The 23,708-nt window shown below is 61.9% G+C and carries 13 protein-coding genes and 1 pseudogene; 7 read left to right on the plus strand and 7 right to left on the minus strand.

Features of this window, described 5'->3' with window-relative positions; all coding sequences use genetic code 11:
• Positions 1-126 precede the first annotated feature (126 nt).
• The 7 genes and pseudogenes from IPI01_08990 (at position 127) to IPI01_09020 (ending at position 9,174) form a co-directional block, all read left to right on the plus strand.
• Positions 127-792 carry a fumarylacetoacetate hydrolase family protein gene (locus IPI01_08990; GenBank protein MBK7257921.1) on the plus strand — a complete coding sequence of 222 codons (666 nt, stop codon included), beginning with the start codon at positions 127-129 and terminating at the stop codon, positions 790-792.
• 21 nt (positions 793-813) lie between these two features.
• Positions 814-2,595 carry a peptidoglycan DD-metalloendopeptidase family protein gene (locus IPI01_08995; protein MBK7257922.1) on the plus strand — a complete coding sequence of 594 codons (1,782 nt, stop codon included), beginning with the start codon at positions 814-816 and terminating at the stop codon, positions 2,593-2,595.
• A 53-nt stretch (positions 2,596-2,648) separates the two neighbouring features.
• Positions 2,649-5,415: pseudogene (locus IPI01_09000) on the plus strand (valine--tRNA ligase).
• 215 nt (positions 5,416-5,630) lie between these two features.
• Positions 5,631-7,031, plus strand: coding sequence for an FAD-binding protein (locus tag IPI01_09005; GenBank protein MBK7257923.1), 1,401 nt, complete (start codon positions 5,631-5,633; stop codon positions 7,029-7,031).
• 407 nt (positions 7,032-7,438) lie between these two features.
• A complete protein-coding gene (deoC, locus tag IPI01_09010; GenBank protein MBK7257924.1) occupies positions 7,439-8,098 on the plus strand; it encodes a deoxyribose-phosphate aldolase in 660 nt (219 codons plus the stop codon).
• Positions 8,099-8,161: 63 nt separating this feature from the next.
• Positions 8,162-8,635, plus strand: coding sequence for an SPOR domain-containing protein (locus IPI01_09015; GenBank protein ID MBK7257925.1), 474 nt, complete (start codon positions 8,162-8,164; stop codon positions 8,633-8,635).
• Between the two features lie 2 nt (positions 8,636-8,637).
• A complete protein-coding gene (locus IPI01_09020; GenBank protein ID MBK7257926.1) occupies positions 8,638-9,174 on the plus strand; it encodes an SPOR domain-containing protein in 537 nt (178 codons plus the stop codon).
• A 33-nt stretch (positions 9,175-9,207) separates the two neighbouring features.
• Here IPI01_09020 and IPI01_09025 read toward each other — a convergent pair whose 3' ends face one another.
• The 7 genes from IPI01_09025 to IPI01_09055 all read right to left on the minus strand — a co-directional run bounded on the left by IPI01_09025 (position 9,208) and on the right by IPI01_09055 (position 23,525).
• Positions 9,208-10,905, minus strand: coding sequence for an Ig-like domain-containing protein (locus IPI01_09025; GenBank protein ID MBK7257927.1), 1,698 nt, complete (start codon positions 10,903-10,905; stop codon positions 9,208-9,210).
• 241 nt (positions 10,906-11,146) lie between these two features.
• Positions 11,147-12,178 (minus strand): endolytic transglycosylase MltG, encoded by a 1,032-nt coding sequence (gene mltG / locus IPI01_09030; GenBank protein ID MBK7257928.1) that lies wholly within the window; start codon positions 12,176-12,178, stop codon positions 11,147-11,149.
• A 4-nt stretch (positions 12,179-12,182) separates the two neighbouring features.
• Positions 12,183-13,181 carry a tRNA (adenosine(37)-N6)-threonylcarbamoyltransferase complex transferase subunit TsaD gene (tsaD, locus tag IPI01_09035; GenBank protein ID MBK7257929.1) on the minus strand — a complete coding sequence of 333 codons (999 nt, stop codon included), beginning with the start codon at positions 13,179-13,181 and terminating at the stop codon, positions 12,183-12,185.
• Between the two features lie 87 nt (positions 13,182-13,268).
• Positions 13,269-15,851 (minus strand): hypothetical protein, encoded by a 2,583-nt coding sequence (locus IPI01_09040; protein MBK7257930.1) that lies wholly within the window; start codon positions 15,849-15,851, stop codon positions 13,269-13,271.
• Positions 15,852-16,040: 189 nt separating this feature from the next.
• Entirely contained in the window at positions 16,041-19,220 is a 3,180-nt protein-coding gene (locus IPI01_09045) for an efflux RND transporter permease subunit (protein MBK7257931.1), read from the minus strand.
• A gap of 48 nt (positions 19,221-19,268) precedes the next feature.
• A complete protein-coding gene (locus IPI01_09050) occupies positions 19,269-22,211 on the minus strand; it encodes an efflux RND transporter permease subunit (protein ID MBK7257932.1) in 2,943 nt (980 codons plus the stop codon).
• Positions 22,212-22,223: 12 nt separating this feature from the next.
• Positions 22,224-23,525 (minus strand): efflux RND transporter periplasmic adaptor subunit, encoded by a 1,302-nt coding sequence (locus IPI01_09055; protein MBK7257933.1) that lies wholly within the window; start codon positions 23,523-23,525, stop codon positions 22,224-22,226.
• Positions 23,526-23,708 lie beyond the last annotated feature (183 nt).

Below are 23,708 nucleotides of genomic sequence, written 5' to 3' on the forward strand. Positions count from 1 at the left end.
CGATGGAATGAGTGAGGTTGGAACACAAGATGGTAGCCAGAAATCCATGGAATTGCAAGCAGGCGATTCCTTGCGGTTCACCGGGTGCGTTTCTATATTGAAGGGGGGCAACGGGAAGGACCTTCGATGGCAGAGATACGATTCGCAGGCACGGACACCACAGCGCGCGCGGGCAAGATCGTGTGCCTCGGGCGCAACTATATCGAGCACGCGAAAGAAATGAAAGCGGACGTGCCGACGACGCCCGTCCTCTTCCTCAAACCCGCCTCCGCATTGATAGCGGATGGCGGCACCATCCTGATCCCCTCCATCTCGCATGATGTGCATCATGAAGTGGAGATGGTCGTGCTCATCGGAACAGGCGGCACATCCATTCCCCAGAGCAACGCGTTGCAGCATGTCGGTGGCTATGCCATCGGGCTTGATATGACCCTGCGCGATGTGCAGGCCGAGGCCAAAAAGAAGGGCCTCCCCTGGACCGTTGCCAAGGGGTTCGATACATCAGCACCGATCAGCCTGTTCGTCCGCCCCGATGCCGTGCCCGATCCGCACAACCTCGACATCCGGCTTTCGGTGAACGGACAGCTCCGCCAGCAGTCCAACACCAGTTCTATGATATTCCGCGTCGATCACATGATCGCGTATATCTCATCGATCATGACGCTCGAGCCCGGCGACCTCATTTATACCGGAACGCCTGAGGGGGTCGGGCCGGTTCAACCGGGTGATTCGCTCACCGCAGAACTGCAGCATGTGGGATCCCTGACGGTCTCCGTTGCACGCCGTTCCTGACCGTACACTGAGGAGGTTCCTGTGCTGAGGATGGCTGTCCATTCCCTTTCGTTGTTCATACTGGCGCTCATCGGGCCCGCCCCGGCAGCCCATGGGCCTTCGCCCACCGATGCTGCATCCCGGCCTTCCGCCGCGGTGCTCTACGACAGCATCCGCACCGACCTCCGCGCGTATGGCTGGCCCATGCGAAGCAGCCGCGCCATGACCTCATCGTTCGGCGAATTCCGGTCGACGCACTTCCATGCAGGCATCGACATCAGCACGGGGGATACCATCGGCCTGCCGGTCGTCGCTGCGCGCAGCGGCTACGTTTCCCGCATCACGATCAGCGCGAACGGCTACGGCAAGCTGCTCGCCATCCGCCATCCCGACGGATACACCACCACGTATGCACACCTGTTCGGCTTTCCGGAGTGGCTCCAATCTGCGGTGCACGAAGAGCAGCAGCGGGCAGGGTGCTACCCGGTTGAGATCGACTTCCCACCTTCCAGATTTCCTGTTGCTGCGGGGCAGATCGTGGCCCTTGCCGGCGAGAGCGGATCCGGTTCGGCGCATCTCCATTTCGAGATCCGGGATGAGAACAACAATACCATCAATCCCCTCCTGACCTCAGGCATCGGCGTCACCGACGATCTCGTTCCGGTGTTCCGCGGCGGACTCTTCACCCCTCTGACGTCGCATGCCACCGTGAATGGTTACCATTCGCTCGCACGGTTCGCGGTCCGCGAACGGGCCCGGGGAGAATTCACGCTCAGCGGAACCCCGGTGATCGCCGGTGCGGTCGGATTCGCCGTCGACGTTCGCGACCGTTCCAATCTTTCGCGATTCCTCCACGGTTTCCACATCCTGCGCTTCTTTATCGATGATGTTCAGGTGATGGGGGTGAGCTACGACCGCGTCCCACTGCGGGACGGCCATCAGATCCGCCTGGTGTACGCGCAGGATCCTTCGCTCCGTTCACGCGAGCACTTCCACAAGCTCTATATCGATACCTACCACCGCCTGCCGATCTTTCCAGGATATGGGCCGGGGAGCGGGATCATCCAGACTGACCGTCTAGCTGCGGGGACGCATACATTCAGAGTGGAATGCGTGGACTTTAACGGCAACATGGCGCGGCTGTCCGGATCATTCCGGTCCGAGCCTCCAGCATTGGCTTCACCCCCGAAGGCCGTCGCTGCTGGGACATTTCATGTCGACCCGGACGCAGGAGCAACGATCAGGCCTGACGGGATTGCCGCGGCCATTTCTTATGAGCCCGGCGCCGTATTCTCGCCCGTCGATATATCGGTGGCGCGGTTGGACGAACCTGATGCAACCGGGATCACGATGGAGCCCCATGGGGTACCGCTGGACGGCGGATTCACATTCCGGATGAAAGCTCCCGCCGACCATTCGAAGACAGGCGCGTACACAAGGAGCGGGCAGAGCTGGACCTTTCTTTCAAGGGCAACGCCTGACTCGGCGGGCATGACAACCATTGAATTGCATCGTTTCCTGGGGGACATAGCCCTTCTGGAAGACCCCATTCCCCCGTCGATTTTCGGGGTTTCCGTGCGTGGATCGACCCAGAAACCTTCGATTTTCTTCCGTTTTCGCGACAATCTGAGTGGCGTTGAATATAAAGAAGTAAAGGTGTACATTGACGGGATAGTGGTCATCCCGGAGATCGACGGCGAACACCGCAGAGCAACTGCGCAGCCACCATCCCCTCTGGCGAAGGGATCCCACCGGCTTACCATTCATGTCAGCGATCGCATGGGAAACAGAGCTGAGGTCGAACGCTCGATCCATGTCAGGTAGTAAGCCGGGCCTCCCCGGCCCCTCAGTATCCTCACAACCCGTTGGAGCATCACTTGTCGGACCCAGCTGCATCATCGGCACTCTCGAAGACCTATAACCCTCAGGAAACCGAACAGAAATGGTACGCGTTCTGGGAAGGCCATCACCTTTTCCGGGCCGTGGTTGATCCTGCGAAGAAACCCTACACGATCGTCATCCCACCCCCCAATGTGACCGGTGTTCTGCACATGGGGCACATCCTGAACAATACTCTCCAGGACGCCTTCATCCGCTTCAAGCGCATGACCGGCTATGAATCGTGCTGGGTCCCCGGCACGGATCACGCCGGCATTGCCACGCAGAACGTCGTCGAGCGCTCTCTCAATAAAGAGGGGAAGACCCGGCACGATCTGGGGCGCGAGAAGTTCGTCGAGCGCGTGTGGGAGTGGCGGAAGCAGTACGGCGGGGTGATCATCAAGCAGCTCCGCACCCTCGGCACATCCTGCGACTGGGAGCGCGAGCGCTTCACCATGGACGAGAGCCTGTCGGCCGCCGTCCGCGAAGTGTTCGTCCGCCTCTACGAGGATGGCCTGATCTACCGCGGCAAGTACATCGTGAACTGGTGCCCGAAGGACCACACGGCCATCTCCGACGACGAGGTCAACTACAGCGAGTCCAATGGCAAGCTGTGGCACATCACGATATCCGATCCTGAACGAGGGGAAATCCACCCCCTCCAAGAAATTCCTCATCGTGGCCACCACCCGTCCCGAAACGATGCTGGGCGATACTGCCGTTGCGGTGAACCCCAAGGACGAGCGGTACAAGCATCTGATCGGCAGGAAGGCCCTCCTCCCCCTCACCGAACGGGAGATCCCGATCATCGCCGATGATTTCGTGGACCCGGCGTTCGGCACCGGCATGGTGAAGGTGACCCCCGCCCACGATCCGAACGACTTCCAGATCGGGCAGCGCCACAACCTGCCGCAGATCAACATCTTCGACATCTCGGCGCGGACGAACGAGAATGTGCCGCGGAAGTACCGCGACATGGACCGCTACGAAGCGCGCAAGGAAGTGCTCGAGGACCTCGAACACGAAGGTCTGCTTGTGAAGACCGAAGAGCACGTCCACAATGTGGGCCGGTGCTACCGGTGCGACACGGTGATCGAACCATATCTGTCGGATCAATGGTTCGTGAAGATGAAGCCGCTTGCCGAGCCCGCGTTGGAGGTGGTACAGAACGGAACCATCCGCTTCTACCCCGACCGTCACACCAAGGTGTACCAGCACTGGATGTCCAACATCCGCGACTGGTGCATCTCGCGCCAGCTCTGGTGGGGCCACCGGATCCCGGTGTGGTACTGCCAGGGAATGGACGGGAAGCCCGGATGTCCGCAGCCGATCGTCGCCCGCTCGACCCCCGCGGCCTGTCCGCACTGCGGCGGCACGAACCTGAAGCAGGACGAGGACGTGCTCGACACGTGGTTCTCCTCCTGGCTCTGGCCGTTCTCCGTGCACGACTGGCCGCAGCAGGAGAAGTACGGCAAGGCGAAGGACCTGAACTACTTTTACCCCAGCGACACGCTCGTCACGGCACCGGACATCATCTTCTTCTGGGTGGCGCGCATGATCATGGCCGGACTCAAATTCGGCCCGTCGTTCACCGGCAGCACCGACCCGGCGAAGAACGTGCCGTTCCGCGACGTGTATTTCACCAGCCTCGTGCGCGACGAGAAGGGGCGGAAGATGTCCAAATCGCTCGGCAACTCGCCCGAGCCGCTGGACCTCATCGCGGAATACGGTGCCGACGCCGTGCGCTTCACGATCCTCTATCTTGCGCCGCTCGGACAGGACATCCTGTATTCGAAGGAGAAGAACGAGATCGGCAGGAACTTCGCGAACAAGATCTGGAATGCCGGGCGGTTCATCCTCATGAACCGTGACCAGGTGGGCGAAGCACCGCGGACGAACGATGGCGGATGCAACCTCGATCATCTCGACCTCGCCGACCGCTGGATCCTGTCGCGTCTGCATTCCACGACCGCCGACATCAACGGGGCGCTGGAGCAGTTCGATGTCAACCGCGTGTCCAAGACGATCTATGATTTCTTCTGGCACGACTACTGCGACTGGTATCTGGAGATGGTGAAGTCGCGCCTGTATGGCAGCGAGCCGGATGCCGTCAAGCAGGCCGTGGTCTCGCGCGCGCTGGATGTGTATGACGCGGCGCTGCGCCTCCTCCATCCGCTCATGCCGTTCCTGACGGAAGAACTCTGGCAGAACATCCGCACCCGCGGCGACGGGGAATCGATCATGCGCACGCAGATCATGCCGGCCGATCCTTCGTTCATCGCCACCGATGTCGAGAAGGAGATGCGGTTCGTCCAGAGCGTGATCGAGACCCTGCGCACGATCCGGAGCGAGATGGGCATTGCCCCGTCCAAGGATATCACGCTGATCATGCGGCTTGGCTTCACCCGTTCGCAGGAAAGTATCCAGCGCTACGAGGGATACCTCCAGCGCCTGGCCCGTGTGAAGTCGCTGACCTTCGTGGCAGAGAACGCCAGGCCGAAGCTGTCTGCAAGCGCCGTGGTGGAAGGCGAAGAGCTGTTCGTGCCGCTCGAAGGGCTCATCGACATCGAGGTGGAACGCCAGCGCCTGCAGAAAGAGATCGATCGGGTGTCGGCATTGCTGGACGGCGTACGGCGGAAGCTCGAGAACGACAGCTTCGTGGCCCGCGCTCCGAAGGACGTGGTCGACAAGGAGCGCGAGAAGCTGGACGCGTTCACGCAGACCGTGGAGAAGCTGGAGAAGAGCCTGGAGACGTTGAAGGGGTAAGGGGTACGGGGCAAGGGGCACGAGGTAGTGAGGAGTGAAGCGTGCAGCGTCACACTTGCAGAGCGAAGAGCCCGGGTGTATCCCATACCGGAGTCCAGGCGCGCGCGACGCAGGGTAGTGAACGAGAGCGGCGGGCTTCGGCCCGGGGATGAAGATCGAACACCAGCAAAGGCGATGATCCGAGAGTGAAGAGAGAAGAGAGAACAGACGAGAAGATCAAGCGTGTACTGTTGAACGAAGCGCAGGTCGCGGCCCTTGTGGCGATCGTGGGGGCGGAGTATGTGAAGACGGACGCGGAATCGCTGGAGGTCCACGGACAGGATGAAACGGAAGACCTGCTCTTCCTGCCATCCGTTGTGGTGGAACCCGCGAACACTGCCGAGGTCTCTGCCATCATGCGCTACGCCAACGAGCACGGGCTCCCGGTGACCCCGCGCGGCGGCGGCACGGGGCTGTCCGGCGGTTCGTTGCCTGTGGCAGGCGGCATCGTCCTCTCCATGCGGCGCTTCAACCGGATCATCGAGATCGACAGGCAGAACCTCCAGGCAACGGTCGAGCCCGGCGTGATCACCCAGAAATTCCAGGAAGAGGTCGAGGCGGCGGGGCTTTCGTATCCCCCGGATCCCGCATCGAAGGGTTCCTGCTTCATTGGCGGCAACGTTGCCGAGTGCGCGGGCGGCCCCCATGCGGTGAAGTATGGCATCACCAAGGATTATGTGCTCGCCATCGAAGCCGTGTTGCCGAACGGCGATATCTTCACCACCGGCGCGCGCGTCCTGAAGAACGTCTCCGGCTACAACGTCACGCAGCTCATCATCGGCAGCGAAGGGACGCTCGCGGTCATCACCAAGATCTACGTCCGCCTCGTTCCGATCACGCGCATCCGCAAAGTTGTCCTTGTCGCGTTCAACACGCTCGAGGATGCGGCGGCAGCGGTCGCCAGCATCTTCCAGCGCGGCATCACACCGTCGGCCCTCGAGTTCCTGGAACGCGCCGCGGTGCAGGCCGCCGAGGAGCGCCAGGGCAAGAAGTTCCCGAACAGCGAAGCCGCGGCGCAGTTGCTGATCGAGGTGGACGGCAACCATGAGGAAGCCCTCACCGAAGAGATCACGGCCATCGCCGAGGTGGTGGAGCAGCACAACGCTGCCGACATCCTCCTTGCCGAAGACCGTGCGAAGGTGGAAGAGGTCTGGGCCCTGCGCCGTGGCATCGGTGAGGCGGTGAAAGGCATCTCCGCATACAAGGAAGAAGATACGGTCGTACCCCGTGCCAACCTGCCGCAGCTCGTGAAGGGCGTGAAGGAGATCTGTGCGAAGTACGGCCTGACCTCGATCTGCTACGGCCATGCCGGCGACGGCAACGTGCATGTGAACATCCTGAAGAACACCCTGGATGAAGAGACCTGGGAACGGGTGAACGATCCCGCCATCCGGGAGATCTTTGCCCTGACGGTGAGTCTGGGCGGTACGATCTCGGCGGAGCACGGGATCGGCTACGTGCAGCGCAGCTATCTCCCCATCGGCGTGAGCCAGGTGGAACTGGGGTTGATGAGGGAGATCAAACGCGTCTTCGATCCGAAGGGGATCCTGAATCCGGGGAAGGTCCTCCTCGATTGACGCGCTCGTTGTGAGGTGCGCGTGAAGAATGACACGAGCGGGAGCCACCGCCAGTTTCTTCTATCTTAACTCTTCACTCTTAGTTCTTCATTTCCTATATTCAGGCTATGGATAGAATTCTTGTAGAGCGCCTCGTCCGCGAGGTCATCGATCAGCACCTCGGCCGGGCAGCCAGGCCTTCGGGTTCTTCGGGCGGTACAAAGCAGTGCGGTTGCTCGGGCAGCGGCTCCGGGTCCGGCTGTTCATGCAAGGACGGCGGAACGTGTTCCGGATCGGCATGCAAGGACGGCCTCTGCGTGGTGCATAATGCCGCCGGCGTGCGGACGATCGTGGACCACGGTGCGGAGCGCATCACCTCCGGCGCGGGGGTGGAGCGGGCAGGCGGCATCGACCCGGACCTTGCGCGGATGATCGACCACACGATGCTGAAAGCCGAGGCCACGCCCGCCGAGATCGAGCAGCTCTGCGCGGAAGCGAAGAAGTATTCGTTCGCCAGCGTCTGCATCAACGCATCCTACGTCCCCCTCTGCGCACGGCTCCTCGCCGGCACCCCGGTGAAGGTCTGCACGGTGATCGGCTTCCCTCTCGGCGCCACCGCCACGGCGGCAAAGGCATTCGAGACCGAGCAGGCGATCCGTGACGGCGCGCAGGAAGTGGACATGGTGATCAACGTCGGCATGCTCAAAGGGGGCGACTACGCGTATATCGAGAAGGACATCGCTGCGGTCGCTTCGACAGCGCGCCGTTTCCGCGTCCTGAGCAAGGTGATCCTCGAGACCGGGTTGCTCACCGATGACGAAAAGATCAAAGCGTGTGTACTGGCACAGCGTGCCGGGGCGGATTTCGTGAAGACCTCCACCGGATTCGGGAAGGGTGGAGCGACGGCCGGGGACATCGCGCTCATGCGCCGTGTTGTCGGATCCGCGATGGGCGTCAAGGCTTCCGGCGGCGTCCGGAGCCGTGAGGATGCACTGTTGATGGTCACAAGCGGCGCCGATCGCATCGGCGCCAGCGCGAGCGTCAAGATCGTCGGAGGGGAGACCGGCGCTGCTGCACGGGGATACTAAAACCCAATTCTGATATCAGATATCTGAATTCAGAGATCTGAATTGTCTCCCGGAGGTCGAGCGATGAGACCATGCATCGTGGTCCTGGCCTGTTCCCTGTTCCTCGGCGGGTGTGCCGCAACGGATGGCACCCGGAATGAAACATCGGTTCCTGAAGCCGCAACGCCCGCTCCGCCCCCCTCTCAACCCCCGGTGCAGCAACAGCCGGAGGAATTCGTGGCGCGCGTGGACACCATCGAGGCGGCGGGAACGTCGGGGACAGCGGTAGCGGACACGACCCTCGCCGACGGCGAAGTCCTCTTTTCCATTCAGATCGGCGCGTTCAAGGAACCCGCCAACGCCAGCGCAACGCAGGCGCTTGCACGCGAACGGTATACGCTTCCGGTGCTCAATGAATTCCAGGAGCACGCAGGGCTGTACAGGATACGGATCGGCAATTTTGTCTCGCGCGAAGAAGCGACGGCGTATCTCGTGCGCATGCGTGCCGCCTTCCCCGCGGACTACAGAGATTCATTCATTCTTCAACTCCAGAGGTGATCATGCGGAGTATGCTGCTGTTGATGATCTCCGCCCTGCTTCTCGCAGGATGCGGGGGCACCAAAGAGAGCACGACGGACGACCGTGCGGTCTCTGAGGCAGCGATCCGGGCCTACGAGTCACGGTTCCAGCCGTCCGACCATGACCCGTTGAAGCCGCGCACCCAGGACCGCGTCCCCCACCGACCGGATTCACTGGCCACACGCGATGCCAATGAAGCGCTGTCGACCACGGCAGCAGAGACGGTGCCGGGGTTCCGTGTCCAGGTGTATTCATCGACAGAGATCGATGCAGCGCGGGCAAAGAAAGCGGAATTTGAAGCGGCGTTCCCCGATGAGTGGTTCTACCTCGACTACCAGGCGCCAACCTACAAACTGCGTGTCGGCAATTTCCTTACACGGTTCGAGGCCGAGCGGTTCGCGCGTCTGCTGACCGACCAGGGGTATCGTGAGGCCTGGACGGTGCCGGAAACGGTGTTGCGCACGCCGGGAAGGCGGCCTGTGACACCCCCACCGATCACGCCCGAACCCCCAAGATAATTATCCATGATCCATGGATAATGGATAATTGTATCAGGGTATTTTGAGGATCACCCCCTCGATCCCCCACCTTGCCCGCACCTTCACGGTGTCCTGGTAGGTTCCGAAGCGCTCTGATGGTGTGAACGGATACGGCAGTCCCGGTGAATACTTCCCGTTGCTGTCCTCATCGCGGTACCCATCGATGCGGTATTTTCCCTCCAGCAACTCCTTCATGCTGAACGTATTCCCCTTCGGCACGGTCACGCTCCTCGAGCGCGGCGGCGTCATGTCCACGCTGTGTGCCGTGATCACCGCCGGGCCTGGAGATGGGACATCGAGCACCTTGCCATCGATGGTGCCCGTCGTACGGAGATCCATGGTCTGGAAGTCGATACGTGCCGTGGTATCCTGAAAGCGCCGCCCGCTCCTGTCGATGACCGAATCCAGAACGACCCTCAGCGAATACCAGGCCGACGACAGCAGGGGTTGTTGCGGGGTAACGATGATCTCCGCCGGCGTGCGCGGCGCAACGGTCACGGGCACGACGTGCTTCGTGCTGTCCAGCAGCCGCACCGCCGTAAGCACAGGCGCCAGCGACACCGGCCTGCCGAACTGTACCGCCAGGGGCGTACCCACCGGGATGCCGCGCGAACTGTCGGTGATGCTCCGGACCGTGATCGCCGCCCGGATGGTGTCCGGCGTTCCGGTGCCTGTAAAGTCCGAACTACTGTGGATGGTGTCCAGCGGGTTCCCCGCCCGGTCCGCGATCCCACCGATCCGCATCCGGTAGGTGGTCGCGCTGTCCAGCGGATCGATCAGTTCCACCGCGAGCAACGCCGTATTCCCGAGATCCGGCACCCGCGCCCCCGGGCGCAGCGAACCGCGGCCGAACGTATCGGTGAGCGTGATGGTGGCGCCGTAGATCGAGAGCGTATCGACCGGTTCACTGAAGCGGACGGTGAGGTGGTAGCGGTCGGCCGCAGTGATGCTTGCCACGAACGGCCACGTGGTGTCCTCCTTCGCGAGGCGGAATTGCAGTCCGCTGACCTCTTGCTGACCTGCCGTGAGCGTGACGTCTCCCTGTCCCACGCCGAACGCATCCACTTCACGATCGTAGATGTAGTTCTTGTATTCATCGCGCACGGCGATGATGCGATACGTCGATAGCGCGATGTTCCGGAACTGGAACTTCCCATCTGCGCCGGTCTGCATGATGTAGTCCGGCTTCACGTGTGCAGGGTTGAGCGTATCGCGGTCGATGCCCGCGAGGTTATAGGCGAACATCACCACGCCGTTGGGCTGATCATCGAACACACGCCCCCGGATGCTGCCCTGGTCGAGGGAATCGCCCGTACTGAACGCCAGCGTGAAGCCCTGCGCCATGCGGTTGTTGGCGCGTACATCGACAACGTCCGTGCCGATGCTGACAACGTACGTCGTGTTGCGCCGGAGCGTGTCGGAGAAGTGGACGGTCACATCCGTCGTACCCCAATCGAATTCGAGTTTCCCGAGATATGGACTGATGAAGATGGACTCCTCCACCGAGCGGCGGTCCACATACTCACTGAACTCGATCTCGATGCTCGAAGCCGACACGCGGGTGGCATTCGTGTCCGGCACGGTGTGGATCACCGCCGGGGGGATCGTATCCAGCGGCCCGCCACCGGGCGGGACCTGGCCGGCGCATCCCGCCAGGAGCAGCAGGGCACAGGCGAAAAAACACCAGGTGGGCGTTAACTTTGGTTGCATGGGAACCATTTCATTTGATGACTCGTTGTACTCTGTGAAGGCCGGAGAAGGTCTGGTGCACTTCCCGGCCGGCAAGCAGATGTCCGGGGTGTTCAGGCGTCACGTGCAGTTGGTTGGTGCTGAACCGTTGGTGGAAGGTGGCGGTGTCGGCGATGCCTGACACACCCCGGGCTCCTCTTGCGCCGATGCATGGTGGGATACCAGAGGGACGCATCGGACGCACTACAGAATGGCCTCGCTCTCACGCGGGGCCTTTTTGTTCCCTCCATTGCCGCGCACGTTCCTGACGGTACCTCTTCACATTGCTCACATGTTCCGCGTACGTCGACGCGAACCAGTGCCCTCCCTTCCCCGTTGCCACAAAGAAGATATAGCTGTGACCCGCAGGAGAGAGCGAGGCAAGTATCGATGCCTTCCCGGGATTGTTCACCGGCCCGGGAGGCAGTCCGGCGTACATGTAGGTATTGTACGGGCTGTTCCGGCGCAGGTCCTCGTACAGCACACGCCGTGGACGTTCATCGAACAGATACTGGATCGTCGGGTCGGCCTCGAGCTTCATCCCCTTGCGGAGGCGGTTATGATACACTCCGGCGATGACGGGGCGCTCGGCATCGAGGCGTGCCTCGCCTTCCACGATCGACGCGAACGTGACCACCTGATGCACGCTCCACCCGAGTTGCCGCGCGCGTTCTTTCAGTGAGTCGGTGAAGAATGCCCGGAACGCGCGGATCTGCATCTCGATCAGATCGCGTTCATCCATCCCCCACCGCAGCATGTACGTCTCCGGCAGCAGATACCCCTCCAGCGATGCACCTTCGATATCGTAGTCGCGCGCCAGTTCCGGATCGTAGGCAAGCGCCACATAGCGTGCCGAATCGATACCGATGGCGCGCGCAAAGAGCTTCGCCTGGAGCCGCGGACGCGACCCTTCGGGGATGGACACCTTCACGAGCTGGTTCGCATTGCCATCGCGCAGGGCGAGGAACACGTCCATGTTCGAAATGCCGCTCACGAAGCGGTACTTGCCGGCCTGCACGCGTTCGGCGCCCCCGAAGACCTTTGCGACGATCTTGAACATCGTACGGTCGCTGATGATGCCGCGCTGCTCGAGGGAATCCACGATATGCGCGAACGGCTGTCCGCGGCGAATGAACACGGTACGTTCCGCATCCGCACCGAACGAATGGGGCGAAAGGAACACAATGTATCCCGCGACGGCCGCACCCACGATCGCCACCGCCACAACGACGAGAAGTATCCGGAGGAGTTTCATGAGGTCACGCCAGCTCGAGGGCCGCAACGGCGGGGAGAGAGAGCGGCGAGACGTTGCCGCGCGTGAGTTTCATCCAGCCTACATACGCGATCATCGCGCCGTTGTCCATGCAGTAAGCCATCGGCGGATGGAAGAGGCGGAAGCCATTCTTGTCGCACTCCTCTTTGAGGCGGGTGCGCAGACGGGAATTTGCCGAGACGCCACCGGAGACGGTCACATCCTTCACCCCGGACCGGCGGGCGGCATTGATCGTCTTTTCCACGAGGACATCGACGACGGCATCCTGAAAGCTGGCGCAGAGGTCGTTCATCCCGTCGGGGGTCTGCGGCAGGCCGTTGTCGCGCACATGATACAGCACCGCGGTCTTGATACCGCTGAAGCTGAAATCGAAACCATCGCGGGCAAGCCAGGTGCGCGGGAAGCGGATGGCCTTCGGGTTCCCGATCTTGCCGGCGGCATCGATCTTCGGTCCGCCCGGATAGCCGAGCCCGAGCATCTTGGCCACCTTGTCGAACGCCTCCCCTGCCGCATCGTCGCAGGTTTGCCCGAGCACCGTATGCTCGAACGGTGCGGTCACATGGACCAGCATCGTATGGCCACCGGAGACGACCAGGGCGATGAACGGAAAGTCGTGGATCGGGGGCTTGAGCAGGTTGGAGTAGAGGTGGCCTTCCATATGGTTCACGCCCACGAACGGGAGTCCGAGGGCATAGGCCATTGCTTTGCCGAAATTCAGTCCTACCAGCAGGGCGCCGACCAGGCCGGGGCCATGGGTCGCGGCGATGCCGGTGAGCTCTTCCCGGGAGCAACCTGCCCCGGTAAGAGCTTCCTGCACCACCTCCAGGATCATGCGCTGGTGGGCGCGGGAGGCCAATTCCGGGACCACTCCCCCATATTTCGTATGGACAAGCTGCGAGGAGATCACGTTGGACAGGACGGTGCCGTCCTTCACGACCGCCGCCGACGTCTCGTCGCAGGATGATTCAATACCGAGTATCGTCATATCAAAAAAGTACGCAAACACGCCCTGAAAAACAATTCAGATGTCAGATATCTGAATGCTGATATCTGCATGGGCCCATGCCTGGCGTCAACGGACAAGCAACATTTTCCTTGCCGCGATACGAGCGGGCCCGGCGCTCGCACTATTGCTGCTCACTGCGGGGCCGGAAGCCTGCACCTGCAACGTGTAGCAGTACACTCCGCTGGCGAGTCCTGTTGCATCGAACGACACCGCATATCTGCCCGCGGCCTTGAACTCGTTCAGGAGCATCGCGACTTCCCGTCCGAGCATATCGTGCACGCGAAGCGTGATCCATGATCCCACCGGACCGGGAACTGCAAATGCGATAGAAGTGGTCGGGTTAAAAGGGTTTGGGTAGTTCTGTTCGAGACTGAAGCTCTTCACCGATGATCCGCCGATCTCACGCACAGAGGTAAGCCGTTGCGTCACGGCACCGCCGATCGCCTTCAATCCCGCCGAGTCAGCCGGATAATTGACATTCCGTGGGGCGAACGGGTACGTCTTCAACCAGAGTCCCGATGCGCCATTCCGGTTGGTGTAGTGCGTCTCGATCCTTCCCGTCGTTTCGCCACCCGGCCCTGTGTAGCTCCCTTCGGCATACGCCGAAACGTAGTACCAGTACGACGCACCGTCGACGATCCCGGAATCCAGCATACGGTACACAGCGCCGGAGGTCGAACTCCGTGGAAGGCAGCAAGCTCCGCTCTTCGGAACGGTCTTGAGCAGTGTCCATGTCCCCCAGGTGTCCGGCGTGTACCGGCCATGCGTGGCAGTGCCCTGGGTCTTCGCGAACGCATCGAATTTCGGATTGACAGATTTGAAGACTTCTGCAGGGCGGGCGCCGGGCGTCATCTGTTCCTGATACCGGTCCACGATGCGCATCCCCGCGTCCAGCCAGTTGAGTGTGTCGGTGTTCGCCGCCTTCCACACCTTGTACCCGGCGAAGTCCGCACTGGCTTCAGCCCGGTCATCCCACTCGATGGCCATGGTGCCATCGGCGTTGCTCTTCACCTGCATCTCCGGAACCGGAGGAAGTTGGGGAAGGACATAGTCATGTTCATAGGCCCACCGTGCCGCACGGACCGCCTTCTGGATCCCCTCGAGGCGGTATCCCGCGACCGTGGCAAGAACGATCGTCATCACAGAGTCCTTTTTCAGGCTGAACGGGCCGATACCGCTGTACGCGTCGCCGTCGAAGTTCTCGGTGTGACTCGCACCTGTGGTCCACGCACCATACCCCGTAGGGTAGTTCGACGTTGCACTTTCGCGGCCATCGTCCGTGGACACCTGGTCGAACACTCCTGTCGACTGCATCGAGCCGTTCGGACGCGCGATCGACGGCTTCGTCACGAACGTGAGCGGGTTGACCGGCGTCCCGCCCGAGAACATGTTGGGATTCGGAGTGAGGTTGTACAGTTCAAAATTGGTCGTGGAGTGTGCTTTGCCGCAGTCCACGTAATACGCGGCGGTCGTGGTGTAGAACATTCGCATCGGATCGGACGTGGTGTAGCCAAAGCGGTTGCTCTGACCGGACACGAACCACCCGCGCTGGGTGCCGGTCCCGATCGGATGATTCCCGAAGATCGTGACCTTGGTCGGCAATGTGCCTGTGGACTTCGACGCATCTGCCGGCAGGCCGCCGGTCTTCACATCGATCATTACCCAGCCGGTGTAGATATCGGTATAGTTCTTCGTACTGCCGCCGTTGAAACCGAAGTCCCAGTTGCCCGCCGCCGGACTCGTGGTCGTCGGGGCGGCGCGGTAGAACGTGAATGCCCAGGGGTGGCCGTTCTCGTCCGGGTCGTCGATCCAGCACGCCTGGCGGGCGATGATCGTCGGAACGATATCGTTGACGGTCCTCGCACCGGTACCGTAACTGGAAACGGACATGTAGGCTTCGCCGCTGAACTGGAACGCGAGGGCCTGGATGTCGTGGGTGAGCTGTTCGGCCACACCGTCCATGTTCATATCCACGACGCCGGTGTTCTTCAGTTCGATCTCAACGATCACGAAGTCATTCAGGTTGTTCCAGTTCGGGCCCGCGAACCCATGCGCCCGCAGTTTCACATCGATACCAAGGTTGGTCGGCCAAGCCGCTTCATACACGGCATGCTGGCGGCGGGTACCGTCAACCCAGTACGGCTCTTTGGAGTAGTTGCGCGCACCCGTCTTGAGAGAAGTACCTGACTGCGCCACTGCGCCCTGGAGCTTCTCCGAGTAGGTCAGCTGCGCGTAGTTGGACCAGAGGTTCGGGCTGCCGAAGGGGCGGGCAGCGGCGATGTAGCTCGGGTTGGCAACGCCGCCGATCTTCTCGGGGTTGATCGTGTTCGAGGTATCATAGACGAAAACCATCGCGTTCTTGAACCAGTACGGCGTCATCGGATATGCCGCCGGCCAGTGCGTGCCCGGGGTGGTCCAGGAGCGGTCGAAGTTACCCATCCGCAGGAAGGTCCGCCACCCGAGTGTCGTCGCGGTACCCGCATCAGTGTAGTTCGGGGCGAATCCCTGGGGCAGGAACGACTCCCACACATCGCCAGCCTGAAGGACTCCCCCTCCAGGATATCCCACGACCTGTGCAGTACCGGTGGACGCCTGGAACAGAATGCAGGCGGCAAAAAGAACGAAAAGCGTAATGTTCCGGCTCTTCATTGTGGCATCTCTCGTCGTATGACACATTGGTCTGGCACAAATACAAAAAGGATCCTTCTCCATCAAACGAGAAAGACCCTTTACGCACCACCTTCGCCCCCCCGTGATGATGTATCGCAATGTACAGGATGTTCCCTGCAATGTCAAGAAACAGTACTCGCCCCGCCCCTCACACGCGCCCCTCTCCTCTCACGCCACTCCCCTTCCGGGGCCTTTCACCTTTTCATTTCTTATGGCCATTCCCGGAATGACAACAAGTGTAAGCGCGGTCGACGATACCAGCCCTCCGATCGTCCCCACAGCAAGTGAATACCACACACTCGACCGGTCGCCGAGCAGCAGCATCGGCAGCAGCCCGCCGATCGTCGTGAGCGTGGTCATCAGCACCGGCCGCAACCGCCTCGTTGCCGCAGCGATGATCACATCCACCGGTCCATTCCCCCTCCCACTCGCGCGTGCAATGACATCCACGAGAACGATACTGTTGGTGGTGACGATGCCGATCAACAGGATCACCGCCGCGTACCCGCCTCTCCCGAACGGTGTATCCGTGAGATAGAATGCCAGGAAGAGTCCGATGAGCGAGAACGGGATCGCAAGGATGACAAGGAACGGCCTGCGGAAGGACTCATAGAGTGCGGCCGTGACCATGAAGACAATGAGAAAGGCCATCCCGGCGATCATCACCATGAGATGCCTGTCGCTCCCCGAGAACGCGAACCAGGAGAACGACCGGTCGAATCGATACCCATGCGGCATCGGGATCGAACGGATGACGTCGTCCACGTACGCGTCACCGAACCGATAGGGCCCGCGATATTCGAACGTCACCCAGCGCACGTAACTCTGGTCCTCACGCAGGATCTCACCGGGCGTCCGCTGCTCTTGCACGGTAAGAAGTGCCCCCATGCGGACGGTCTGGCCGTCCTTCGTAGTGACCACCATACGGCGGAGATCATCGACGCTATATTCCCTGAACCCCGCAACCTTGACGGCATACGGTATGCGTTCGCCATCGACGGAAACAGTACGGGTTTGCACGATGCCTGGGGTGGAAGCGCGGACCGCAGCTATGACGTCGGCCACGGCCACGCCGTACCGCGCGGCCTCCCGGCGATCGATCCGCGCCACGAGTTCCGTCGCCCTGTCCCATTGACTGCTCCATGACCTGTCGATGTCCACATCGGCGATGCGCGGGTTCTCCTCCAGTCGCCGCCGGAAGACATCGGCGATCCCCTTCACTTTGAGATAGTTGTAGCCCAGCACCCGTACAGCAAACGACGGTGCAGTCTCTCCTCCGCTTGAGAACCCGGGTCCGAACCCCCAGACGCCTATGGTGGCACCGCCTGTCCGGGCCGCAAGCATGGTGAGGTTGCTCTTGATCTGATACGGAACCTCCGACCCGGCAAGGGCCGCGGGGACCGCGATTCGGATGGACGTGACGCCGGCGGAGACCTGAGTGGTGACCTTCTCAACCCTGTCCCCGAACGCCAGCGCAGTGGCTTCCACCCGACGAGCGATCTCGTCGGATCGGTCGAGGCTGGACCCCTGCGGGAACGTCACACGCACGAAGAGATACGTATCCTTACCGGCCGCCCACGCTTCGCCTTTCCTCACGCCGGCAAAGAACAGATGCGTGCTGCCTCCGAGCAGATAGTTCACCCACGGACGTACCGATGCATACAGCGAGCTTCCGAATACGGCGTTGTAGGCCGCAACATGCACTCCCGCTCCATCGAGCTTCTCCGGCAGGAGCCAGAGAGGGATCCCGAACATCCAGAGCACGAGAAGGATCGTGAGCCGGCGACGCCGCATCACGGCACGGAGGACGGCCGCGTATGCTGCCGATCCGTATGTGCCGAGGAGTTCGTACAGGGACGGGAACGCAGGCGCGCATCTCATGCGCGCGGCAGCCACAGGGATCAGTGTGAAGGAGACCACCAGCGACATCAGGAGCGCGATGCCGACCGCGAAGGAGAAGTCCAGGAAGTACGGTTTCAGGTTAGGCGGCAGAAAGGATGTCGGAAGCAGTGCTCCGACGGTGGTGATGGTCGAAGCGACGACAGGAAGTGCGATCTCTCGCACCGCACGGACGACGTGATCGGTACGGGGTGCACCTCCACTCTGCCGTTGGATATTGTCCAGCACGACGATCGCATCATCCACCAGCCGCCCGAACCCGAGTACCAGTCCGGCAAGACTGAGCAGATGCAGTCCGATGCCGAGCATCCAGAACGCCAGGAACGTTCCTGCCAGCGAGAACGCGATCGACGACAGCACCAGGAGCGGCGCCCGCGCGGTACCGAGGAAGAGGATAAGAACGGACACAATGCAGAGCAGTGAAAGAATGATGTCCCGATAGAGCGTTGAGAGCTCTGTTCGCATGGACTCACTCTTGTCCGATTCCAGGACCAGAGCGACCCCTTCAGGGAGCGTGGGCCGGATCTCTTCGATACGCGCGAAGACCCTGTCGGCGAGCCGGAGCGTATTCACGTAGGGTTCTTTGCTGATGACGAGCGTGACTGCCGGTCTGCCGTTGATACGGAAATGGCTCTCCGGTTCGGCTGCTGTAAGGCGCACGGTTCCACAATCCCGCAGAAGCACAAGTTTGCCGGACGCCGTGCGGCCGACCGGCATCTGTGCAATGGCATCGGTGGTGATCCCCGCCGCGCGAACGGTGAGCACCGTACGCCGGGCACCCCGGGTGACAGCACCGAGAGGCGCATTGAATTCCAGAGCATCCAATGCGGACGCCACGCTTCCGGTCCGGAGGCCGAACGAGGCGATCGTCTCCGGATCCAGTTCGATGAGCACTTCGCGGTCTTCGCCGCCGAGCACCTGGACGTCGGCGATGCCATTGATGGAGCGAAGGCGGGGGCCGAGGACTTCCTTCCCCAGAGTGCGTAGTGCGGCCGGGGACCGACCACCCACGATCGCATAGCTGATGAATCCCTGCATGTCGCGGAATGCCTCGGGGACGAACGGTTCGGTGATGGGCGGACCGGCCCCGGCGGGGAACGTGGGGATCAGAGCAGCGATCTTCTCGTTGAGTTCCAGGCGCACAAGGTCCATCCGGGCATTCTGCTCGCACTCGATGTCGATGCGGGACTCCCCTTCCGAAGAGACGGACGTCACCTTCCGCACGCCCGCGACCGTGTGTGCGGCCTCCTCCAGAGGCGCCGTGATGACCATCTCGACGGTCTCGGCAGAAGCCCCATGCCACGCCGTGTGGATCGCGAGTGCGGGGAAATCGATGTTCGGCGCCAGATCCAGCGGCAGCCGCCAGAGGGCGAACGCCCCGCCGGCCAGCAGGGCGCAATACGCCATGGAGACGGCAACGGGCCGCCGGATCAACGACTCGATGGACAATGAAGGTCTCCCGTCTTTCTTCTTTCTTCTTTCGTCTCTCTCTTCTCTTCACTCTTCTCTCTTCACTCGCTTCTCCACAAACGAGACTCCCACCGGAATGGCAACCACAGTGAATATCGTCGATGTCACCAGTCCCCCGACGATCGGCACCGTCAGAGCACGGACCAGTTCGGACCCTGTCCCGAATTCGAAGACGAGCGGGATGATGCCGAGCACCGTCGTTGCGGTCGTCATGAGGATCGGCCGGAGGCGTTGCCGCATTCCCCGCAGGATCGCCTCCTGCATCGCAAACCCCTCACGCCGCAGTGCGATGATCACATCCACCACGATCACCGCGTCGTTGTCCACCGCCCCGATCATGATGACAAGTCCGACGAGGGACATCACATTGAAATGCTGGCCGGTCAGTGCCATGGCGAGGATCGCACCGATCGCGGCAAGCGGGCTGGTGAGGAGGATGACGAGCGGATACATGATGGATTCATACTCGGCGGCCAGGATCATAAAGACAAGGAAGAGCGATAGTAGGATGACGATGAACAGGTTCCGGAACGACTCGTTGATCTCCTGGTTCTCGCCGCCGATGCGCACCTCGTACCCCGGAGGAAGGCGGAGCGATGTGGCAGCCCGGTCGAGGTCTGTCACGACGCTCCCCACCGAACGTCCGGCCACGTTCGCCACGATCACCTGCGCCCGCTGCTGGTCTTCGCGCCAGATCTCGCCATGACCCCGTGTTTCCCGGTATGCTACGAGCGAACGCACGGGGACAGGGCTGTCCCCCCGCGGGACGTCCGAGGCAAGGATGGCATCGAGGTTATTCCGCGTATCGACTGACGGTTGCACCCGGACGGTGATACGGCGGTCGAACTCGCTGAGCGTGGTCGCTTCATTCCCCCTCGCGAGGTGCACAAGGTGTGCCGCGACGTCTTGCACGGTAAGGCCGTTCCTGGCCGCGGCATCGCGGTCGATGCGCAGGTGGAATTCCGGGGTCCCCTCCTGCGACGAAGCCCGCAGGTCCACCAGCCCGGGCACACTGCGGATCTCCTCTGTGTACGCCGTGGCGAGACGCTCCACGATCGCAGGGTCCTTCCCCATCACCATGCAACGGATCTCATTCGTTTCGGGCCGGAGTATCCGTTCGAAGGAGGTGCCGCGCGGTTTCACAGCGTACTCCACCCCGTACGTGGTACCATCGAGCCGGCGGAGCCGCACGCGGGCGGAATCCATGAGCGCCGCCGTGCGTCCGGCACCTCCCACCTCCACGTCCACTTCGGCTGTCTCGAGGGAGGCCTCATCAACATCCCACGCGTTCCGTTCCTCCGTGATACCTACACGCGCATACACGCCGACAATTCCGGGAAGCAGGCGGAGCTCATCCTCGAGGACCCGGGAAGCCTTGCTCACGCCGTCCAGGGACGTGCCCCGTGGCATCCGGATCTGGACCGTAAAACGGCTCTGGTCGATATCGGGGGCCGGTTCGGCGGGGATATGGAAGGCGATGAAGGCGGTTGCCACGCACAACGCTACGGTCCAGAAGACAACCGACAGGCGATGTGCAAGTGCCCAGTGGAGGTAGCGCTCGACCTGAGTCCTGATCCACATGTCGCTCCTGTCGAACCATCGATCCAGGTTCGCCCTGAACCTGAGCATCTGCTGAGTTGCGAGATCAATCTTCTGTGAGACTCTCGGGGGCGCGAAGGGGCCACGGGGGATACTCTGAACTCCACCACCGCGATATTGCCCCTTTGCGGGAGGTGTCCGCCTCCCATGAAGAACCGCTCCCTCCCTCGAGACGAGCATCGGCACGAGCGTCACCGCTACCAGGAGTGAGACCATGAGAGAGATCGTCATGGTCACCCCCATATCCACGAAAAGCCGGGCCGCCACGCCTTCCACGAACATGATGGGGAGAAAGATCGCTACATTCGTCAGGGTGGATGCGGTGACCGCAGTGCCTATCTCCCGCGCCCCTTCGAGTGTCGCCGTGCGCAAAGGCACGCCCTGCTCCCGCAGCCGGGAGACGTTCTCGATCAGCACGATCGCGTTGTCCCCCAGCATCCCGATGCCGAGTGCCAGCCCGGTCAGCGATATCACATTCAGGTTGATCCGGAGGAAGTACATAGCCAGGATCGTAGCAAGGAGCGACACCGGCATGGTGAGGCCGATGATAAGCGGAGAGCGCGGGGAGCGCAGGAAGTAGAACAGAACGAGGAATGCGAGGAACCCTCCGATGAGGATGGCCTGTTCCACGTCGGCGATCGAGCGGATGATGAAGCCAGCCTGTTCGGCGACCACCGTGAGCCGGAGCTCCGGATTCTCCTGCCGCAGTTGCGCGAGGACCTCATGCGCAGCGTGTGAGGCGGCAACAGTATTGGCGGCAGCCTCCTTGCGGACCTGGAGGATGATCACCTCCTCCCCGTTGTAGCGCGTGAGCCCGGTGCGTTCGGCATGGGTATCCCGTACCGTCGCGCAGTCGGCGATCCGGATGGCGCGGCCGCCGGCGCTCGGACGGATCGTCACGTCGCGGATCTCATCCAGTGTGTTCAGCGCGCCGAGGGTCCGCAGGGAGTAGCGGAACAGGCCATGGTTGATGGTGCCGCCGGGAAGGTCCACGTTCGCCGCCGCGAGCGCATCGCCGATCTGGCCGAGATCCAGCCCGAATGCCTGGAGCACGGCCATGTCCACATCCACCTGGATCTCCCGTTCCAGGCCGCCGAGCACGGATGCTTGAGCGATACCGTCGACCTGCTCGATCCTCCGCTTCACGAGGGCGCGGGCCGTTTCTTTCAGTTCGGCGAGAGCTGCCGCTTGTTCCACCTCTTCGGGTGAAGTGTTCGGGTAGGCGGTCTGAACGGTCAGAGTGGGGACATCGATCGCGGGGAGGAAATCGATAGTGAGATCGAGGAGTGCGACGATGCCGAGCAGTACGACACCGGCATAGAACATCAGGGTCGTAACCGGACGCTGGACGGCAATGGTGGAGAGCGGCATCCTCGGTCCTGCTTACGGGGATCTGCGGGTGACGGACACAGGAGCGTCGTGCGCGAGGGTGTAGTGTCCGTCCACGATCACCGTATCGCCGGGCGCAAGTCCGTTCTTGATCTCGAGCAGCTCGTCGTTGGCTTCGCCTGTCTCCACATAGTGCCACTTCGCCCGTCCATCTTCCACGGTGAACACGAGCGGCCGTTCGTCGCGCACCAGAAGGGCGGAACGGGGCACGAGAAGGCGGTGCGGATGCACATCGGTCTCGATATGCACGGTGGCGAACATCCCCGGCCGGAGGGATGGCCGGGGATCGCCTGCATAGTGACGCCCGTCGCGCAGGGCGATGGTCACCTTCATCGTCTTTGTCTTCGGATCCACAAGTGGATTCATGTAGAGGACCGAACCTTTAAACTCCCTTCCGGGGAAGCCGGCGAGGTGGGCGCGTGTTCGCTGTCCCACGGCGATGCGACCGGTCTCGTTCTCGAGGACCTCCACATCCACAAGCAGTGTGGAGAGGTCGAGGAGTCTCATCAGGGGTTGTCCGGCGTTCACATGCATCCCGGGAGTGAGGGAGCAATCTGCCACGAACCCGCTGAACGGTGCAGTGACGGAGGTCCACTCCAGGTTGAGTCTGGCCGTTTCGAATGCCTCCCGGGCAGCGGCGAGGCCGCTCTTTCCGGCGATCACATCCCCCCGGTTGGCTGTGAGGTAGGCGATCGCGGATTCATGGTCGCGGGAGAGGCGCACGTATGTCGCCTCGTCCATATCACCGCAGCGATAGCGCGTGCGGAGCGAATCGAGGAGATGAGACGCGGCGATGATGCGCCGCGCCGTTTCGAGGGAGTCTGTTGCAGCAAGGAACGGCGTCGCGCTCAGCGTGCGGTATTCGATCTGGGCATTGAGGAGTCCGGTACGGGCGCGATCATAGGCCACCCTGAATTCCCGGTTCTCGATGGCCGCCATCGTATCGCCCTCATCAACGTAGCTTCCATTGAAGACTCCGATCGTGGCAAGCGCTCCACCGACCCGTGCCTGAATCTCAACTTCCCTGCATGCACGGAGGGTGCCGGACGTCGCGAGATGGTGGATCAGATTGCCTTTCTGAACAAGGGCGGTCATCACCGGAACGGCCTCGCTGCTCAGCAGGAACGTGTGGCCTTTCACGTCGGTATTCGCCACCAGGGGGGCACGGTTCAGCACATACACCGTGGCGATGGCTGCGCCCGCAAGCGCCATCGTCGCACCGGCATAGAGTATAGGCCGTTTCAGCCCCGCCAGCATGGTCGCTGAGGGAATTCCACCAAAGTCAGATCGGATCATCTGGTCGTGTCTCGCGCTTCTCTACTTATACGATATATACACCTGCGCCCTGCTTTTTCCGAAGGGAGGGCGGTCGCCTGCCCTCCGGCATCCACTGCAGGTAGCGGGATTGCATTCAAGGAGGCGCGGGAGTATATTTCGACCTCCGGTTGTTATGATGGAGCACCACGATGGGTATGGGAG

This window comes from Ignavibacteriota bacterium, from assembly GCA_016707525.1.
GTDB lineage: Bacteria > Bacteroidota > Ignavibacteria > UBA10030 > UBA6906 > JAGDMK01.

What these genes read in the sequence shown, in the direction of transcription:
- IPI01_08990 (MBK7257921.1), top strand. Translation starts at nt 127, where the DNA reads ATGGCAGAGATACGATTCGCAGGCACGGACACCACAGCGCGCGCGGGC.
- deoC (MBK7257924.1), top strand. Translation starts at nt 7,439, where the DNA reads ATGATCGACCACACGATGCTGAAAGCCGAGGCCACGCCCGCCGAGATC.
- IPI01_09015 (MBK7257925.1), top strand. Translation starts at nt 8,162, where the DNA reads ATGAGACCATGCATCGTGGTCCTGGCCTGTTCCCTGTTCCTCGGCGGG.
- IPI01_09020 (MBK7257926.1), top strand. Translation starts at nt 8,638, where the DNA reads ATGCGGAGTATGCTGCTGTTGATGATCTCCGCCCTGCTTCTCGCAGGA.
- IPI01_09025 (MBK7257927.1), bottom strand. Translation starts at nt 10,905, where the DNA reads ATGCAACCAAAGTTAACGCCCACCTGGTGTTTTTTCGCCTGTGCCCTG.
- mltG (MBK7257928.1), bottom strand. Translation starts at nt 12,178, where the DNA reads ATGAAACTCCTCCGGATACTTCTCGTCGTTGTGGCGGTGGCGATCGTG.
- tsaD (MBK7257929.1), bottom strand. Translation starts at nt 13,181, where the DNA reads ATGACGATACTCGGTATTGAATCATCCTGCGACGAGACGTCGGCGGCG.
- IPI01_09040 (MBK7257930.1), bottom strand. Translation starts at nt 15,851, where the DNA reads ATGAAGAGCCGGAACATTACGCTTTTCGTTCTTTTTGCCGCCTGCATT.
- IPI01_09050 (MBK7257932.1), bottom strand. Translation starts at nt 22,211, where the DNA reads ATGCCGCTCTCCACCATTGCCGTCCAGCGTCCGGTTACGACCCTGATG.
- IPI01_09055 (MBK7257933.1), bottom strand. Translation starts at nt 23,525, where the DNA reads ATGATCCGATCTGACTTTGGTGGAATTCCCTCAGCGACCATGCTGGCG.